Annotated in this window: 14 protein-coding genes; 10 read left to right on the top strand and 4 right to left on the bottom strand. The window is 34.1% G+C overall.

Annotated features, from left to right (window positions below; genetic code table 11):
• Positions 1-90 precede the first annotated feature (90 nt).
• A complete protein-coding gene (locus DCC35_RS07725; protein ID WP_246070185.1) occupies positions 91-621 on the bottom strand; it encodes a cyclic nucleotide-binding domain-containing protein in 531 nt (176 codons plus the stop codon).
• A complete protein-coding gene (tilS, locus tag DCC35_RS07720) occupies positions 608-1,942 on the bottom strand; it encodes a tRNA lysidine(34) synthetase TilS (protein WP_137090238.1) in 1,335 nt (444 codons plus the stop codon). The genes DCC35_RS07725 and tilS overlap by 14 nt, the downstream gene beginning before the upstream one ends.
• A gap of 54 nt (positions 1,943-1,996) precedes the next feature.
• On the opposite strand from tilS, the gene DCC35_RS07715 reads away from it, so the two are divergent.
• From DCC35_RS07715 to DCC35_RS07670, 10 genes are all read left to right on the top strand, one after another.
• Positions 1,997-3,637 carry an OstA-like protein gene (locus DCC35_RS07715; protein ID WP_137090237.1) on the top strand — a complete coding sequence of 547 codons (1,641 nt, stop codon included), beginning with the start codon at positions 1,997-1,999 and terminating at the stop codon, positions 3,635-3,637.
• Between the two features lie 168 nt (positions 3,638-3,805).
• Positions 3,806-4,513, top strand: coding sequence for a T9SS type A sorting domain-containing protein (locus tag DCC35_RS07710; protein ID WP_137090236.1), 708 nt, complete (start codon positions 3,806-3,808; stop codon positions 4,511-4,513).
• Positions 4,514-4,581: 68 nt separating this feature from the next.
• Complete coding sequence (locus DCC35_RS07705) at positions 4,582-5,397, top strand: outer membrane protein assembly factor BamD (protein WP_137090235.1); 816 nt, start codon at positions 4,582-4,584, stop codon at positions 5,395-5,397.
• A 5-nt stretch (positions 5,398-5,402) separates the two neighbouring features.
• A complete protein-coding gene (locus DCC35_RS07700) occupies positions 5,403-5,717 on the top strand; it encodes a DNA-directed RNA polymerase subunit omega (protein ID WP_137090234.1) in 315 nt (104 codons plus the stop codon).
• A 2-nt stretch (positions 5,718-5,719) separates the two neighbouring features.
• On the top strand, positions 5,720-6,922 hold the full coding sequence (coaBC, locus tag DCC35_RS07695; RefSeq protein ID WP_137090233.1) for a bifunctional phosphopantothenoylcysteine decarboxylase/phosphopantothenate--cysteine ligase CoaBC: 1,203 nt from the start codon (positions 5,720-5,722) through the stop codon (positions 6,920-6,922).
• A gap of 10 nt (positions 6,923-6,932) precedes the next feature.
• Positions 6,933-7,826 (top strand): type IX secretion system protein PorD, encoded by an 894-nt coding sequence (porD, locus tag DCC35_RS07690; protein ID WP_175402757.1) that lies wholly within the window; start codon positions 6,933-6,935, stop codon positions 7,824-7,826.
• 68 nt (positions 7,827-7,894) lie between these two features.
• Positions 7,895-9,544 (top strand): DNA repair protein RecN, encoded by a 1,650-nt coding sequence (gene recN, locus DCC35_RS07685; protein WP_137090231.1) that lies wholly within the window; start codon positions 7,895-7,897, stop codon positions 9,542-9,544.
• Between the two features lie 40 nt (positions 9,545-9,584).
• Complete coding sequence (locus tag DCC35_RS07680; RefSeq protein ID WP_137090230.1) at positions 9,585-11,945, top strand: 7TM diverse intracellular signaling domain-containing protein; 2,361 nt, start codon at positions 9,585-9,587, stop codon at positions 11,943-11,945.
• A 62-nt stretch (positions 11,946-12,007) separates the two neighbouring features.
• On the top strand, positions 12,008-12,736 hold the full coding sequence (locus tag DCC35_RS07675; RefSeq protein WP_137090229.1) for an MlaE family ABC transporter permease: 729 nt from the start codon (positions 12,008-12,010) through the stop codon (positions 12,734-12,736).
• 2 nt (positions 12,737-12,738) lie between these two features.
• A complete protein-coding gene (locus DCC35_RS07670; RefSeq protein ID WP_137090228.1) occupies positions 12,739-13,491 on the top strand; it encodes an ABC transporter ATP-binding protein in 753 nt (250 codons plus the stop codon).
• Here DCC35_RS07670 and DCC35_RS07665 read toward each other — a convergent pair.
• Both DCC35_RS07665 and DCC35_RS07660 read right to left on the bottom strand, forming a co-directional pair.
• Positions 13,488-16,868 (bottom strand): hypothetical protein, encoded by a 3,381-nt coding sequence (locus DCC35_RS07665; RefSeq protein ID WP_137090227.1) that lies wholly within the window; start codon positions 16,866-16,868, stop codon positions 13,488-13,490. The genes DCC35_RS07670 and DCC35_RS07665 overlap by 4 nt on opposite strands.
• The gene (locus tag DCC35_RS07660; RefSeq protein ID WP_175402756.1) at positions 16,865-19,729 is read right to left on the bottom strand and encodes an MFS domain-containing histidine kinase; all 2,865 of its coding nucleotides are present in this window, start codon (positions 19,727-19,729) and stop codon (positions 16,865-16,867) included. The genes DCC35_RS07665 and DCC35_RS07660 overlap by 4 nt, the downstream gene beginning before the upstream one ends.
• Between the last annotated feature and the right edge of the window lie 92 nt (positions 19,730-19,821).

Below are 19,821 nucleotides of genomic sequence, written 5' to 3'. Positions count from 1 at the left end.
TCGGTTTAAGATAATTGTGTCATTTTTATCGCAGACAAATTTATAAAGAAAGTCCCATACTTTCAGTCTAAATCGAATGAAACACAAATTTTACTTATTCTTATAAGCAAGAGCCATTGAGAAAAAGCCGAATGAAGATTGGTAGGCAAAGAACAGGTCCTCCATGAATTTATTATTCATACCAGATAAGTTCTCCATCATTTTAGCTTTTATCGTCGGTTGATTACTGAAAATTTCGTGAATATTTATTTGAGGAATAGCAAAAATCTCGGCAGTTTCAGTCATCACCAATGCATGATAAAGTCTCTTTTTATTAATGAGAATTGAATTTTCTCCAAAAGTATCAGTAGCATGTATAACAGCAAGACGTTCAAATTTCCCTTTAAGATCAAGATTAAGGCTTATTTTTCCTGATTTCAAAATATATAATGCATGACTGGGATCATCTTTAAAGAAAACAGCCTCGTTGTGCTTATAACGCCTTAAAAACATGTAGGGCACAAAATTAGATAATTCCTCAAGCGTAAGTTCTTTAAATAACGTCAGCTCCTTGAGAAACTCGTACATTTCGAGTTCCTTCTCGGAATATTTTCTCTTAAAGGGATTTTTAATCTTTAACACTTAGCTGAAGTATTTTTCTTGTATTAGAAGTTAATTTAAACCTGTTGTCGATCCGGAAACCTACTACCCAAACTATCTCTCCACCAGATTCGACTACCAAAATCTTGCTTTTCAATGATAGCGGAATTTTGGCATCAATCATAAAATCACTCAACTTTTTTTTACCTTTCATCCCTAAAGGAACAAACCAGTCACCTTCATACCAACTTCTTATTATTAATGGCTTTTTCAATTTATCAAGGTCCAAAGCAGCCTTATTCGGGTCCGGATCAATCTTGTATTCATCTACAGAAAATATTGAAGAAACTATTGTCTTACCCTGAACTTGACTTTCACCTGGAAAAGTCAACTCCTTTTTAATTTTAATATCATCGCCCATTGAAAAATCAATCAACCAATGATTTCTGTCCCTGATTATTTTTGCATTTGGAGATTCGAATATTTTACCAGAAGATCCTTTGACAGAGGAAAATATATCATTCGCCTGACTTTCTGTAAACCCAAGGCGATTAAATAAATCAGATAAAAACAACTTGTGATCAGGATGGTATGTAACTCTTGAAATTTCAAAAGCTTTAAACCCCTTAAACTCTACTAACTCCTTTTTTATAAACTCTTTATATCCCCTGTCATAAAATGATTCCAGCCTTCTGAAATATTCCATCTGAGACTTCATTGTTTCAATAAACGAAGGGTTTATTTCCTTAAACGACGGAATAACATTATTTCTAAGGTAATTTCTATTGTACTTATCTGAAAAATTACTGCTGTCCTCCCTCCACTTTATACCATATTTGGTCGCAAAACTTTCCAGTTGATCCCTGGAGAAATTCAACAATGGTCTATAAATCTTTCCTCTTATTTCAGGAATACCCCTTAATCCTTTAACTCCTGCGCCTTTTATTAAATTAAAAATTAAAGTCTCTACATTATCATTATGATGGTGTGCGGTTAGCAGATAATCCTTTTCTCCTAAAATGGATTCGAACCAATTATATCGTAAGTTTCTGGCTGTAACTTGTGTATTCTCACCTGTTGATGATGAAACCCTATCGGTATCAAATTTCTTTATCAGGCATTTTACGCCAAGATCATTGGCTAACTGGCGGACGAATTCTTCATCATTCTCTGATTCCTCTCCCCTTAATTGAAAATTACAGTGTAGTAAAATGGTATTTAGTCCTGCATGGACAGAAAGATATGCTAAAACTGTTGAATCTAGTCCTCCACTACATGCAACATAACAAACGGCATTATTTTTGAGATCTAATGCCTGAGAAATATTCTTTATAAAATTGACAGATAGACTATCGGAAACCATTGAATTAAAGAGATTCTCCTATATTCGTTGTAATATTGCAAAAAATACTGAACGATGCTTCGTAAAAGCTTATTTTTATTATTAGTCATTTTTTCTGTAACGACTCTTTCTGCTCAGAAAGCTTCGAAAGATAAAGTCTTGCTTAAGAATGGTGGTGACTATTTTGAATACATTGAAACTGATTCTGCCAGAGTTGGGAAATTCGTAGGATCCCCCGGGAATCAGGTACAATTCCATCAAAAAGACACCCGTATATTCGGAGATAGTGTCTATCAGTTTAAAGATGCCAATAAAATAATCGTATTTGGCAATGTAAAAATATTTGATGGTGATACGATCAGAATTTTTTCTAAAAAAGCCACTTATTATGGAGATGAGAAAAGAGCTGAATTAAGAGGTAAGGTTCGTTTTGAAGACGGAACAAGAAAACTTTATACAGATTACCTTGATTACGTAAGGCCGGATAACCTTGCATATTACTTTAATGATGGAAAATTGGTAGACACATCTAATGTATTGACATCCCAAAAGGGTTACTACAATACTATATCAAAAATTATGAGCTTTAAAAATGATGTGGTTTTAAAGAATCCGGATTATACGTTATATACTGACACGCTGGTCTACAACACCATTTCTAAAATAGCTCGGACAGAAAGTTTTATGACCCTGGTAGGCAATAAAGGGGATACAGTAAGTGCTGTTGAAGGTGAATACCGTACACTTACCGGAAAGACATTTCTTAAAAGAGGGACTATTAATACACCCGATTATATTTTGACAGGTGACGAATTGCGCTTTAATGAGAAACAAAGCACAGCTGAAGCCGACCAAAATGTACTAATGGTCAGTAAAGAAAATGATCTGATCATAACCGGCAACCATGCCCGGTATTGGGATGATATTAAAAAGACACTTATCTATGGGCAGGTTGTCATGAAAAAGCCAGTGGATACAGACACTTTGCTTATGCGATCGGATACTTTGATTGCATTGGAGGGAGGCCCAGTGGAAGAAAGACGAATTTTAGCATTTAACAATATCAGACTCTATAAATCAGATCTGCAGGGGAAAGCCGATTCGCTGGCATATTTCACCTATGATAGCTTATTAACTTTTTTCAGAGACCCTGTTCTCTGGACCGGGGACAACCAGATGACAGCAGATACGATTACTGCCCGAATAACTAATAAAACCCTTGACAAAATGTTTCTGTCTAACAATTCCTTTGTTATCCAGGAAGACACTTTAATGAATTACAATCAGATAAAAGGAAAAAATATTACTGTTGATTTCTTAGAAGGTAAATTAAATGATGTAAAAGTAAGGGGAAACGGACAAAGCATTTATTTCAGGGTAAATGAAAATCTTCAGCTGGAAGGACTCAATAAGATTGTTTCTTCTGATATAAATATGACTTTTGAAGAGCAAAGGATAAAAAAATTATCTTTCCTGGGTAAACCCGAAGGGAATTTCACACCATCAAATAAAATGGGAGCTGCGACAACAACACTTGAAGGCTTTTCCTGGCGTGATGAGGAAAGACCGGACAAAGTGGATATTTTCACCTCAGAACCAAACAAAAAACCTGAAGAAATCGCACCAGAAGGAAACGGTGAAGATGTACCAACTGAAAACATAAACTCCAGAGAATTAAAGGATCGCATCGAAGAACGGAGAAAAAGAGGAAATTAAACTTAGAAATCCGTTTTAATCGGCAGGATTTTTGCTGCAATTCAAACAGAACGTTAAATTTTTAAAAAAATTGCATTTTTATAAAAAAAGTTAGCCGTAAAAATGTTTTGCAACGTTCAATATATTATATTAAGGTTTATATAGAATATCCTAAAATAAGGTTTGGGTATGCGGAATTTTTTACTCTTTTCATTTACGTTTATTTTCTCTCTTCTGTGCCATGCGCAACAGTTAGAGATTAATACTGATGAAAAAATAGCTTTTACACCTTCAGATTCAGAGAGAAATTTCCCGATCACTTTATCATCAACAAGAATAAATGAACCTGTCAGAATTGGTGTTGAAATCGAATCTCACAGCATGGATTTTGATGAAGACCTAAAAATCTGCTATAACGGAAATTGTATTAGTGTTTTTGAAAAATTCCCGGAATCTTTTTTAGTGATCAACAGTTCATCAGACTTTTTAAAAGTTACAGGAAAATACATTCCCGGAAATGGAGAAAAGGGTTTGAGTGATATCACTCTTAGATTTTTCAATTTGAATAGCCCGAACACTTACGTCGAGAAGACCATAACTTTCAATAACAGTAATAACCCTGACGTCCTTTATGCGGATAGCAAGTTATCTGTAGGTAATATTTATCCAAACCCGGTAACTAGTTACGGTTATTTAAAATTCAATATTAAAGCTCAGAACATTAAAGCTAAGGTTTTATTACAAAATGTTTTGGGTAGTACAATTGAAGAAATCCCACTTAGTCCTTACGAGAACACCTTAAAGATCAGCACTGAAGGTCTAAACCCAGGTGTCTATTTTTACACTTTAGTAATCGATGATCAGAACACCGCGACGAAAAAGTTTATCATTCAATAACATTTAACATCTTTTACACGTTTTAACACATTGGTTATTTATTATTTACCGTGTATATTTGCACCCTTATGAGGAAATCTTCAATTTTTATAACAGCACTGGCTCTGATAGCAATACTCACTTCTTGTTCTGAATTCAGAAGAGCACAAAAATCAGATGACTGGGAGTATAAATATCAAACTGCGCTTAAATACTACGAAAAAGGCGATTATTACAAGGCTATCTTTCTTTTCGAAGAAGTTCAGCCATATGTAAAAGTGAGGAAAGAGGGTGAAGAACTGCTTTTCAAATATGCTTACTCTTATTATCATTATAAGGATCAGTATATTTATGCTGCCTCATTATTTGAGTCTTTTTATACAACCTATGCAAGGTCTGATAAAGCCATCGAAGCCAGATTTATGCAGGCTTTTTGTCTTTATAAACAAAGTCCGCAATATAATCTTGACCAGACCTATACGCTACAAGCAATTGATCTGACTCAGAATTTCTTAAATAAATATCCTGAAAGCGAGTATGCTCCACGAGCAGAACAAATAATAAGTGAGTTAAGGGTAAAACTAGAAAAGAAAGCATACGAAAACGCTAAAACATATTACAATCTGAGACTTTACAAGTCTGCAATGACTGCATTAGAAAATTTCAGACAAGAGTATCCAGATTCAAAATATTTAGAAGAAACAGAATTCCTTAAGCTTAGAGCAACTTATAACCATGCAAAATTAAGTATTCGATCTAAGCAAGAAGAAAGATATAAGAATACCATAGATGCGTACGAAAATTTTGCATCTAAATTCCCAAGTAGCACTTACATGAAAGAGGCTGAAAACCTCTATGAAGATGCTGTTGATGAAATTAATAAATTGAAAACACAAAATTCCTGATTATAATGTCTAGAGCTGAAATTATCACCAGAGACGTAGATAAAATTGCTAACCAAACAGGCAATGTTTATAAATCAATAAACATTATAGCCAAAAGAGCACGTCAAATATCTACAGAAGTAAAAGAAGAATTAAATTCCAAACTTGTGGAGTTTGCCAGTAGTGTAGACAATCTTGAGGAAGTTTTTGAAAACAGAGAACAAATTGAGATCTCAAGGTTTTACGAAAGACAACCAAAACCTTCAAAAATAGCTCTTGAAGAATTTCTTGAAGGAAATGTCTACTGGAGAGATCCGGAAGATCCTCAACTTGAAATCTAATAATGTCTCTTAAAGGGAAAAAAATTATTCTTGGAATAACCGGGAGTATCGCGGCTTACAAAAGCGCGCTTCTCACGCGGTTGTTGATAAAAGAAGGTGCAGAGGTGAAGATTGTAATGACTTCCTCTGCTTCTTCATTTATTACCCCCCTTACTCTTGCCACGTTATCTAAGAACCCGGTATTAACCAAATTCGAAAAGAATGAAGCCGGAGAGTGGAACAACCATGTTGAGCTCGGGTTATGGGGAGATCTATTTATTATCGCTCCGGCCAGTGCTAACACAATTTCAAAATGTGTAAATGGAACTTGTGATAATTTACTGATAGCAACTTATCTCAGTGCCCGCTGCCAGGTAATGTTCTCTCCTGCTATGGACCTGGATATGTACCAGCATCCATCGACTAAAAATAATATTGAAAAGCTTCTTTCATTTGGTAATATCGTTATACCGGCAGGTAAGGGTGAATTAGCCAGTGGATTAGAAGGAGAAGGACGAATGGCCGAACCAGAAGAGATACTGGAAAAAGTTCGTTTTTTTTTCGACAAAAAAGATTCCCTGAAAGGTAAAAAGGTATTAATAACTGCGGGTCCAACTTATGAAAAAATAGATCCTGTCAGATTCATAGGAAATCACAGCAGCGGTAAAATGGGATTTGCTATAGCTGAAGAGTGTGCCAATCATGGAGCCGAGGTGCAGTTGGTTTCGGGACCTGTTAGTTTAAAAACAAATAACCCGAATATCAAGGTAACTCAGGTGACATCCGCTTTAGAGATGTTGAAAGCTACTGATTCAATGTCTTCATCGTCAGATATACTTATTTTTTCTGCAGCTGTATCAGATTATCGACCAAGTTCACCTGTATCAACCAAGATCAAAAAAGAATCCTCTACTCCTCCTACTATCGATCTTACCGAAAATCCGGATATTGCCTTAACTATTGGGAAAAAGAAAAGAAAAGATCAATACTCTCTGGGGTTTGCTCTTGAAACTAATGATGAACAGGCTAATGCCGAAAAAAAGCTGGAGAAAAAGAATTTCAATGCTATTGTATTAAATTCATTAAATGATGAGGGCGCTGGCTTTGGACATGACACCAATAAGATCTCAATAATTGGCAAAAATAAGAAACATCTGGATTTGCCGTTAAAAGATAAGCGAAGCCTTGCTAAGGATATAGTTAAATATATAATAGATGATCTCTAATTCGAGCATTGTGAAGATATTTTTTTTGTTTCTAACAATTCTAACAGTATCTCATTCGGGAATTGCACAGGAACTGAACTGTCGTGTTGTTGTAGATGATCAACAAGTTGATCTTACTGACAAGTCAGTTTTTAATGATCTCGAACAATCACTGACTAGATTTCTCAATGAATCTAAATGGACAAATGACTCTTATGAACCCTATGAGCGAATTTATTGTACATTTCTAATTACGATAACAAGCAGTCCATCGATAGGGAATTTTAATGCTACTGTACAGATCCAGTCGTTCAGGCCTGTATATAATGCTTCTTATGAAACGAGAATCTTAAATTATGGTGATCGTGACTGGAATTTTAGCTATACTATTTCACAGCCGGTCATATTTAATCAAAATTCATTTACTGATAATTTAAGTTCTCTACTTGCCTTTTATGCATATATGATAATTGGTATGGACTATGATACATTCAGTGAATCAGGAGGAACTCCTTATTTTGAAATAGCAAATAGAATAGTTAACAACGCCCAACAGCAAGGTGGTGGCTGGGATCAGTTTTCTAATAACCGCAACAGATACTGGTTAGTCAATAATATGATCAGTCCGCAGTTTCTACCTTACAGGGAAGCTATGTATCAATATCATCGTCTTGGTCTTGATGTTTTTACTGATAACCCTGATGAAGCCAGAAGAAATATTATTGAAGCGCTGGAAAAAATAAGTGAGGTTAATAAAGTGAGTCCGAATTCAGTTTTGATCACCACATTTCTTGACTCTAAAAGAGAAGAGATTATCAATATATTTTCAGAGGGGGACATGGCACAGCGTCGACAGGTTTACAATATAATGCTAAGACTTGAACCAAGTAAAAGTTCAGATTACACCCAAATAATCAGAAATTAAACTAAATCATTTTTTGATATAATTTTTAAATCACTATCAGTTATTTTGCATAAAAGTATCTGGATCTTATGATAAAAAGCCTTTTTATACAAAACTATGCTTTAATTAAATCCCTGAAGATTAACCCTTCAGACTCCTTTAATACGATTACTGGCGAAACTGGAGCCGGAAAGTCAATTATTTTAGGTGCAATGGGGTTATTATTAGGTAAAAGAGCTGATACAAAGGCTTTACTAGACCCAAATACAAAATGTATCGTCGAAGGAATTTTTGACATCAAACAATATAATCTTCAAGTAATTTTTGATGATAATGATCTTGATTATGAAAATGAATGCATAATAAGAAGAGAGATCAGTCCATCAGGAAAAAGTCGTGCTTTTATTAATGATACTCCTACTACTCTGGATGTAGTTTCTAAAATAGGTGGTTACCTCGTTGATATTCATTCACAACATGACACACTATTATTAGCCAGTAATGAGTACCAGTTACAAATGATAGATTACTTCGCTGGGACTAATCAATTATTAAAAGAATACCAGGGAATTTATAATCAATATAAAAGTGTATCTATTCAATTAGAAAATTTAGAGAGTGAAGCAGCTGAAATTGAACAGGAAAAAGATTTCAATCAATTCCAGTATGATGAATTAGATAAAGCAAATCTCGACCCGGAAGAAAAAGATAACCTGGAGGATAGGTTACAATTATTAGAGCATGCTGAAGAGATCAAATTAAAAATTCACCAGGCATTAGCTGTCCTTAATGAAAATGAATTCTCTGTGGAAACAGGTCTTAAAGAGGCCGGAAACTCAATTGATCAGGCATCAAAATATTCTTCTTCTTTAAAAGATTTAGCTGAAAGGATTAATAGTTCCTGGATAGAAATTCGGGATATTACAGATGAATTAAATCGAAAATCTGAAGAAATAATTTATGATCCTGAAGAAACTGAAAAGGTAAGGGAAAGAATAGATTTGATATATCAATTACTTACCAAACACAGAGCTTCTGATATTCAGGAATTGATTAACATAAAAGAAGAATTACAGGAAAAGATCAGCAAGGCAGTAAATCTGAAATTTGATCTTGACGAATTAAGAAATCAAAAACAAAACCTATACAATAAAGCACTCAAAGAGGCTGTCAAGCTATCCGAAGAGAGAAGTAAAAGTTACCCTGAATTTTCTAATGGTGTAAACACACTACTTTCTCAGCTCGGAATCCCGAATGCTAATTTAGAAATTCAGGTTTCTAAAAAAGAGATTTCCAATAATGGTTTGGATGAAATTTCACTTAATTTCAGCGCCAATAAAGGAGTTGAACCTCAACCATTAAAAAAAGCTGCTTCTGGTGGTGAATTTTCCCGGTTGATGTTTTCAATAAAATATATTCTCGCTAATAAAACTGCAATGCCGACACTTATCTTCGACGAAATAGATACAGGTATTTCAGGAGAAGTGGCTATGCAAATGGTTCAGATGATGAAAGAAATGTCAAAACATCATCAATTGATTGCTATATCACACTTACCACAAATTGCTGCAAAAGGAAATCGCCACTTTTTTGTATTTAAGGATCATTCTTCCGATATTTCCGAGAGCAAAATAAAAGAAGTCAACGAAGAAGAAAGAGTTACTATCATTGCAGAAATGATTGGTGGTAAAAATCCTTCAGAATCAGCATTCAAGAGCGCTAAGGAATTAATAGGCTGATATTTTCTTTTTTTGTATATTGGAATTTAAATATTTTAGAGTGAAAAGAGCATTTTTTTACATCTCTATAATCCTTTTTATTTTTAAAGGAACAGCATCTGCTGCTTCCATAGATACTATTTATTTATCTGATTTAAATAAAAAGTTAATTGTAGCTGATGACATCCATGTTTTTCAGTCTACCCGGGATATAGATCTGAATAAGATAGATTACCGCAATCAAAAATGGAAAAATATAGATAGTATTTTTCAATCTAAACCTACAGAATTATATACCTATATATTAATATCAATAAATAATGATACGGATTTAGATAAGGAGGTATTCTTTGATCTTGATGATCCAAGCATCTATGATGTATATGGGATTCTTATAGACCACAATACTGGTGAAAAAATTGATTATAGATCCGGATTAGCTGCAGGAAAGCTTAAAAACACAAACAATACAGACAACGCTTTTAAGTTTCAGCTTTCAGAAGGTCATCAATATACATTTATAGCAAAACTTACCTTAAAAAACTTTACTTCACTAAGCTCTGAACTGTATTCAGTAGAAGGATATAGTAACGAGACCTCGATTCACTTTTTAATATTTGGAATTTATTACGGTCTGATTACTGCAATAATTATTTATGCGCTGTTCTTTTATATCAGTTCCGGCTTTAGATGGTTCTTATATTTTGCAATAGCAACCTTCTTTTTCTCGATAGTAACAGGTGCATATGATGGATTCACCGGTTTTTTATTACCGTGGTTTGTTAAATTATTTAACGGTTATCACGACTTAGTAAGTGGCGGTCTTTCCAATATTTTCACCCTGTTGTTTGCCGCTTCTTTTCTTGGTATAAAATCTTTTAAAAATAATTTTTTTAAAGTCTTTGCTTTTCTTATCGCAGCCAATCTGTTGTCATTTATATTTTATTTTTTCATCCCTGATGTAGGATTTTATATTGTGATTAGTAATGCAATTATAGGGGCTCCGTTAATTACTGCTACATCAATCTATTACTATAAGAAAGGCGATAAATCTCTGATATATTTAGTTCTTGCATATTTGATTTTCAGCATTTTCATTTTCATATCTGCACTATATTTATTCAGAGCCATTCCAGCAAATAAATTCACATATTATTCTCTTCATATAGGATATACAATTCATCTGTTATTTTTATCTGTAGTTCTGATCGAAAGAATCAGAAGTATTAGAAAGGAGGTTGATCAGCAGAAGATCCTAAATGCAATTAATGAAAGAAAAATGTTTGAGAGGTTCAATCAGGACCTGGAAGACACTGTCAATACCCGTACACAGGATCTCGCAATTAAAGAAGTTAACCTAAGAACTATCCTCGAGAATAACGATATTGGCATCTGGCTTACAAATACTCAATTAAGAGTTATAGAGTGTAATCATAAAGCTAAGGAATTTATATACCATTTAAATAAATATGTCAATTTCGGAATCGATACTAATCTAAATGAGGTGTTGCATGATATTCCGGTGATGAATTCATGGTTCAAAAGATATGAAAATGCTTTAAATGGTCAGGAAATAACTTTTGAATACTCTTACAATATCAAAGGAGAAACCCGCTATCTCGAAGTACAACTATTCCCTATTTTAGCTTCCGGAAATGTGTCAGGTGTAGCTACATTTTTAAATGATATAACTGACCACAAGATTAAAGAAAACACGCTTGAAAAAACCAACAATGAATTAAGCAGAGTTAATAGTGAACTTGATAAATTTGTCTATGGCGCATCACACGATCTTAAAGCACCATTAGGTAGTTTGAAAGGCCTGATCTATCTTTTGAAGCATGAGACAGATCAGTCAGCTATTGATGAGTATTTCTCCAGAATGGAAGGTTCTATAGACCGAATGGAAAGCTTTATAAAAGATCTGGTTAATTACTCAAGAAACAGTCGGGCTGAATTAGTTATTGAAGAGGTCGAACCAGAAAAAATAGTTAATGAGATAATTGAAAACTTAAGGTATAATGAAGATTATAAAAATGTCACTTTAGATACGCGATTTAATCTAAATGATGGCACCATATATTCTGATATAAACCGTATTAAAGTGATATTATCCAATATTATCGGCAATGCTTTAAAATACCACGATCCGGAAAAGGTTAATCCTCATGTAAAGATCTGTGTTTCTATGATTGATAATAAACTAAAAGTAGTCGTTGAAGATAACGGTCTTGGAATAGATGAGGAACATAAAAATAAAATTTTTGATATGTTCTACAGAGCACACGATTCTTCAGAAGGTACCGGCCTGGGATTATTTATTGTTAAAGAAACTGTTGAAAAACTGGATGGTGAACTTTCACTGAATACTAAAGCCGGTGAGGGGTCTAAATTCACTATACTTTTACCTAACCTCCGGTAAACGTTTTATTTCTTATTATTTTGGTTATTTTTGACGACATCACTTAAATCGCCGAAAATATTTTGAAGAGTTTAGGCAAATATTTCATTCTTCTCGGATCACTTTTTAAAAATCGAGAGTCTTTCAAAACTTATTTCAAACTCACAATCAATGAGTGTGTCCTTATAGGCGTGAACTCAATTGTCATTGTAGTTATAGTAAGTACATTCATGGGAGCTGTAACAGCTGTACAAACAGCGTATAACCTCGTGAGCCCGTTAATACCCAATAACGTGATTGGATTAATTGTTCGCGATATGACTGTTCTGGAGCTTGCTCCGACAATCATGGCGATTGTATTCGCCGGTAAGGTTGGATCAAACATTGCTGGTGAATTAGGGACAATGAGAATAACCGAGCAGATTGATGCACTTGAGGTAATGGGAATTAATGGCGCTTCTTATCTTATACTTCCTAAAATATTAGCTTCTGTTTTTATGTATCCATTGCTGGTTATAATGGCTGCATTCCTCTCTATAACAGGCGGTTATCTAGCTGGAATCATGACTAACATTATTACAGAACAAGAATATATCTACGGAATCAGGCTTGACTTTAATGAATATACAGTGACATTTGCATTAATTAAATCTGTGGTTTTTGCCTTTCTCGTTAGCAGCATTTCTGCTTATAAAGGATTCTTTACGAGAGGTGGGGCACTGGAAGTTGGATTAGCCAGTACCAGTGCTGTTACCAATAGTGTTATAGCTATTCTATTAGCTGATTATCTACTTGCTCAATTACTCTTATAATAATGATAGAAATAAAGAATATAAGAAAATCATTTAAGGGAACTGAAGTTATTAAGGGGATATCCGGAGAATTTCAGCAGGGAAAGGTCAATATGATAATTGGCGCAAGTGGTACTGGTAAAAGTGTATTATTAAAATGTATCGTTGGCCTAGTTACCCCTGACGAGGGAAATGTTATCTATAGAGGCAGAGATTTCTTTAATTCTGAAAAAGACGTTCAACGTGAAATAAGACAAGAAATTGGCATGTTGTTCCAGGGAGGCGCACTATTTGACTCTATGACAGTTGAGAAAAATGTCATGTTTCCACTGGATGTATTAACGAAAATGCCTTCTGATGAAAAGCTCGATCGAGTAAACTTTTGCCTGAAACGTGTAGGATTGGAAAATGTTAATAAGAAAATGCCATCTGAAATAAGTGGTGGTATGAAGAAAAGAGTTGGTATCGCACGGGCTATTGTTAACAACTCCAAATTCCTTTTTTGTGATGAACCTAACTCGGGACTAGATCCGCAAACTTCAATTTTAATTGATGAATTAATTAAAGAGATTACATATGAATATGATATCACAACTGTAGTAGTTAGTCATGATATGAACTCAGTTGTTGAATCTGGCGATTATATTTTATTTATGTATCAGGGCAACAAATTATGGGAAGGAACAAAAGATAACATCCTTCAAAATGATGTCCCTGAATTACAGGATTTCATATTTGCCAATCATATTCTCCGCCGTTTAAAGGAAAAAGCTTAAAAAAGGATACTTCCTTGTAACGAAGCGAAGTGAATTACTCTTGTTTTAGATGGTTTCCTTCCCTGGTAATATAAATTCAATACAAGTCCATTAAATATTTCCTTTCTTAAATTTGTGCTCCATAAATAATTATTTCCAGCGCGATAACCTTCCAGTAATTGATAGCCAACAACAGAATTGATTTCCCCGTCATAATCAATATTTTTAAATTCAAAATTCAGGGTTCCTCTAAAATCTCCTTTGCCAATACTGGTAATACTGATCCCTAACTGCTGCCAGTCAGATTTATTTGCTACGTCAGAATTAAGATCTATTTTTTGCTTTCGGTTAAAGCTCAATTTTGCTCTGAAATTAGAAGAAGGATTCCATGTCAAAGAAGGTAGTATAATATATTGTCTAGTTCGATAATTTTTCTGCTCTATGTTTTCAGCCTCATTCAATTTGAATTCTGACTCTAATTCTAATTCACTGGTCAATTCATCTGATATAGGTACACTTACTAAAATTCTGGATCGTGTGGTATTATATGTGTCAAATCCACTAAATAATAATTGTCTTCTCGATCTGATCGTATGACCATATTGAATAAACCAATCATTTTTGATTGACCGCCATTTAAACAAATAATTATTGAGAACATTGCTGGCAATGACACTTTGAATATTCTCCTTAAATGGGTTTATCCTCTCCGAAAATGATTTCCCGGTTGTCTTTTGTTCATATATCAGATTTCCATTAAATGAAAAGCCTTCAAGAAAAGATGACTTCGTAAAATCTGAAAAGTTCCATCGATAAAGAAAATCAAAACGACTTAAATAAGCATCTACATAATCATTACCAGGTGTAAAAACTTTAGAATATTTCCGCTCATCTGGGTTATATGCCTCATAAAATTCACCCAATTCCTGAATTCCATTTTCATTATCGTCTATCCAGGTGTGAGTCCCCTGACCAAGGGGTACCTCTATAAATGTGAAGTTTCTCCTGAGCTCCCTGCTGCTTTGAAGATTCAAACCTGTATTATATCGTAAACCTAATTTATTAAAATAACCCTTAACCCCTATCCTACCCTGAGCATACGTTTCGTCCTTCTTATTTATTTGATAATCAATACTCCTTATTATTACTGTTCCGTTGACCTGATGATTACTTCGAAGGTTAAGCTTTCCCTTCAGATATCCATTATACGATTTGTTATAATTTTGCAATACTCCTTCAAGAGGAATTTTATCTTCCCTATAAAAAGCACCCGCCTTTAAACTATTCTTAGCACTATCCTCAAAGGCTATATAAAAATCATGCTTATAAAAGTATTGTAATGAGCTAATCACTTCTTCATCAGAATCCACTCTAAGCACATTTCTCTCTGACATAAATGAATAGCCCGGCCTGAATTTACCTTTAATCCTTTCTAATACAACAGTTTCTCTACTCCATCGATTGTCATTACCATAATAGTTACTTGCCATTCTATTAAATGAACCGATGGCCTTCCATCCTGAAAACTCTTTTTCAAAGCTTGCATCATGACTGATACCATTCAGGACACCCTTCTTATCGCGATAACTTATCTTATAACTATAAGTTGATTTTTTATCGGATAAACTTCCTTTGTAATAGAAAAAATTTTCTCTGCTTAATGTATCTCTGGTTTGACCCCAATCCCTGTCAAATTCAATATTCCTGAATCTGTCAATCCCTTTAAAATTATGGCCTATATAATCAAAAGATACTTGCTGATTCAAATTCTTTTGCCCTATTTTTCGTTTACTGGTTAGGCTGATATTATTTGCAAATCCTTTATCAGGGCTTCCTTCTGTCCGTGCATAGTATCTATTATTTTCATGAATATTTAATGCGGAATTGAAGCTTATTTTCTCATTCTCTGTAATATCTATTTCACCAGACACCACAAGCATAGAATTTTTATTAGGGAGTGGGATTATAGAAACAGGTGCATAGGAAGCATCCTGTCCTCCATTTTCTCCGATCCAATAAAAAACTTGTTGACCATCCTCATTTGTACGGGCATAAGCTCCTTCTCCCGGACCGAGATACTCAAAATTAATTTTATACAAAGAGTCAGCTGGTAAGTAACCAGAATATCTATCAAAAATACTGATCGTATCATTATTTACTACGGTATCTTTTCTTAAATAGAGAACTTCTAATGTTTGACCCGGATCTCCCTCAAACCTGTTATAACCCGGTATCATTGCTTGTGAAGTATCTCCTGCATTAATCAGATCCTGATAAATCTGATCAGTGTTTTCAAATCGAAGTGGTTTTCTGAAATTATCTTGTTCACTATAATACTCAACCGAAAGCTGGCCATTCTTAAATTTATGACCGGCTGTAAAATTTAAAGTAGATCGGGGATATGATAATACAGCATACTCTAAGTCTACTCTTATCCTGGAAAATTCAGTTATTAATATATCGGGTGAAAAAGTTATTTCCGCAGTATTGTAATCTACCACATAATCTTTCTCAAATCCTCTCTGCATTAACCGGCCATCCAGGTAAACTCTCTCACTATTGGCTATCACTACGGGAAATAATTCATTTATTCCCTCTGAAAGTCTGTATGGGCCTGAGACACCCTCTAAAGGAGTAATATATATAGTTGTGAATTTCCCTTTATTGATACCACCTCTGACACTAGCAAAAGTACCCAGACTATCTTCACCGATATTCATGCTAAGTCCTAATCCTTGTACATTCTTTTGATACCGGAGGAAATAATTATAATCATTCTTTAATTGAATATCTCCGGCTTCCAGGTAATACTTATCGTTAAAAACTTCTATAAACACCTTATCAAAATCCTGTAGCTGAGCGGTATTACCTTCCGGTTGATAAGGTATATTTCTATCCGATATCCTGGCATTAATATTTATATCATCAGATAATTTTCCAGATAGGTTTAGGAGTAATTCAGATTGAATGCCGGCATCACTATTGGTACCACTATTTACTGCTCTACTCAATACTCCTGAAGTTTGCAATCGTTTATCCTTCAATGGCAATACCTTATCAAGACCTGATTTTTTTATTTTTTTGTCATAAAAAAAGGCATTACTATCATATTCATCATAAGAATACCGGTAATGATCTTTAAAGATCAAGTCAGGTTTTGAATAACAAATAGTGATATTGTGGTATTCCCCTCTCCAGACAAGTGCTTTATTGCTAATAATTTCATAATCGCTGAGAGGAACGGATTTGACATGAAGAGAATTAAGAAGTACCGAATCAGCATTGATATTTATCGTATCTCCACGAGAAATTTCTACACTAAAACAAATTTCCTTTTTGTCCTGTCCGAAAATTGATTGAACAGTAGTTATCAGTATGACTAATACCACATATCTCATTGAGCATCATTGTACAAAGGTAAAGATATGAAAAATACGGTTCCTTCGCCTACTACAGATTCATACCAAATATTACCCTGTGCATGTTCTATACCTCTTTTAGCAATTGCTAATCCGATACCTGAACCACTTGATTTAGTACTGAAATTAGGAATGAATACCTTTTCTCTTAATGAATCAGGAATCCCCTGTCCATTGTCCTGCACCATGATCAATGCATTTTTATCGTCCTGAACTGACATTTCAAGATAAATTTCAGGTTTTTCACCATCATCGACAGACTGCTTGGCATTAATAAGAAGATTGTTGATAGTTCTTCCAATTAATTTTTCATCTCCTTTAACTATTACTTCCCGTTCTGGTATGACTGTTTTAAACTCACCTTCCTGCCGCTTAAATATTTCAGCTGAATCTTTCACTACTTTCGTTAAATCAAACACTTCACTTTCCGGAATTGGCATTTTAGCAAAAGCACTAAAAGAAGTTGCAATATCACTCAAGGTATCAACCTGACGGATCAGACTCTCTGAAAGATTTTTAAGCTTTACATCACTATCATTTAATCTTTGTAAGTGTTGTAAACTGAGTCGCATAGGAGTCAATGGATTCTTAATTTCGTGAGCTACTTGTTTAGCCATTTCTCTCCAGGCGGACTCTTTTTCAGATGCAGACAGTGCTCGCCGGCTTTCTTCGAGCTTGCTCAACATTCTATTATATTGATCTACCAGCAGACCTATTTCATCATTAGAGCTCCAATTCAACGGCTCATTATCACCAAGGGAAGTCTTCCCTATTTTATTAGCTATATACCTCAATGGCTTAGTAAGCATTGAAGAACTAAAATAAGAGATTGCCAAAAATATCAAAAAGGTAAAAGCTGCCAGATTTAATATATTAACGATACCATCAATAATATGATTTTCAAGTTCTTCACCAGACTCAAAATAAGGGATATTAATAACTCCTAATTTCCTGTTACTATTGAAAGCATTTACACCAGAGAATGAAGATTTAAATGAAAGGTCACCAGCCTTTTCATCAAGTATAATTTCTTCATATCCCTTCTCAATTATTTTAGCATAAGCTTCAGGATTTAATTGCTCTGAAAAGATTTTTTTTTCAAATATTCTCGGTTGACTAGTGGCTAGTAATTGCCCGTCAACATCGAATAAATTGATATCCAACTGGGCGTAGCGGGAGATCTCTTTTAACTCCCTTTCCAATTCTTCACGAGACATATCACCGGTAAATACCTTATTAATATCATCGATTAACTGATCACTGGTATTTTTACTTTTCTGAATATATTCCTCGCGTATATCGTTTCTATAAGTTGTCGATATAAGATTTATAGCTGAATAACTTACCGCGATCAAAGGGATCAAAAATACCAGGTTCAGATATAATTGGAGTTTAGTTGTAAATGAAACCCTGCTTGAATTTATAAAATGATATATTGTAAGTCCCAGGGAGGAAAGAAGAATGAAAAATACAGGTAATACAAAATAAAAAGAAAAATTACTTACCAGGAAACCAACCGGTTTATAAGGCATACTAACCAGCAAAACCTGGTTTCCTTCTGCCTGTTGTCCAAAATGCCTGTAGTTTTCTTCTAATATTCCTTTATTAAATAACTCAGTGCTATCAACATTGTCAGTTGAAGGGATATGAAGAGAATAATTAAAATCACCTCCAGCAGTAATCAATTCCCCGTTTTCATAAAATCCATAACTGATATCTCTAAATTCATCCACCTCAGAACTCACTCCTGTATCAACCAGCAATTCTGGAAAAACAGTATTTAATTGATTATTCAGAAGATTGAGATCAATTTTTAAATAACCAATCACCCGATCATTGTAGGGTATGTCTATTAAAGCAATATAATGGCCTAATAGCGGTTTCCCCTTGACCGATTCAAAATAAATGTTCTCATATTCCGTACGAAATTCCTCTGATTCATAATAAAACTTATAAAATTGATACGGAACCTGTGTTGCAGAAAAACCTATAGGTTCTTTATTTATACCGAAAATCGAAACCTGAACATCATATTTATCAAAATAAGGCCCGAGATGATATTTTTGAACTTTATCTTCAACTGCTCTTCGGTTTACCAATGGTGAAAGTAAACGTGCCTTAATAAAATTATCCAGCCTTATCTGTGATATTGCCTCATTTAAAAGAAATTCTCCTAAAACATCGTTTTTTTCAATAAGCTTTGATGCTACCCTTACCTTTGTTTCACGAATTCGTTCTTGTTCAAAGGTCCATACACTAATTGTTACTGCTATAGAAGCAATTATTAAGCTGCCTATTACATAAAATAAAGTATTGTAACGTACCCTGATAAATAATTTCCCTGCCCGAGTACCAAACATAAAAAGGGTGTAGACAATATAAATTATTACAATTGGTAAAAAGTTATTGTCAGTGAAATAGGTAAGGCTGACAAAAAATAATGAAGTAAATCCAAGCAACCCCCAAAATACCCGGATCTTATTTTTCCAGATATGGTTATTTATCTGATAAGCGATGTGACCAAATAAAATAAAAATTGCCACACTCAGGAAAATAATTAATACTGAAATTAGTTTTAAACCGGAAAAAGAAAGATTAGAAGTTATATCATAAGTCCATGATGAATGATGATAGAGTGTTCTGAAAACAAACATCTGCAAAGACAAAGAGGCAATTCCTAAGCAGAATGAAAATATTGATAATGCAATTTTCTTCCTGCCGGATAACTTGTGAATCCATTTGACTACCTTAGGTTTCTGATAATAATACAGACATCCTATAGCCAAAATAAAAACAACCAGAATATTCAATAAAAGATCCCCCAGAGTAGGTACCAACATGGAGGCTGAGAAAAATTTAGGATTAAATAAACGGAGATTTATAAATTCATATGGAAACTCTAATATTAAAGCAAGTATTCTGAATAAAAATA

The sequence above is a fragment of the Mangrovivirga cuniculi genome (genome assembly GCF_005166025.1).
In the GTDB taxonomy this organism is placed as follows: Bacteria; Bacteroidota; Bacteroidia; order Cytophagales; family Cyclobacteriaceae; genus Mangrovivirga; species Mangrovivirga cuniculi.
Note: the sequence above shows the minus strand (reverse complement) of the source record. Positions and strands in the feature narration are given on the sequence as shown.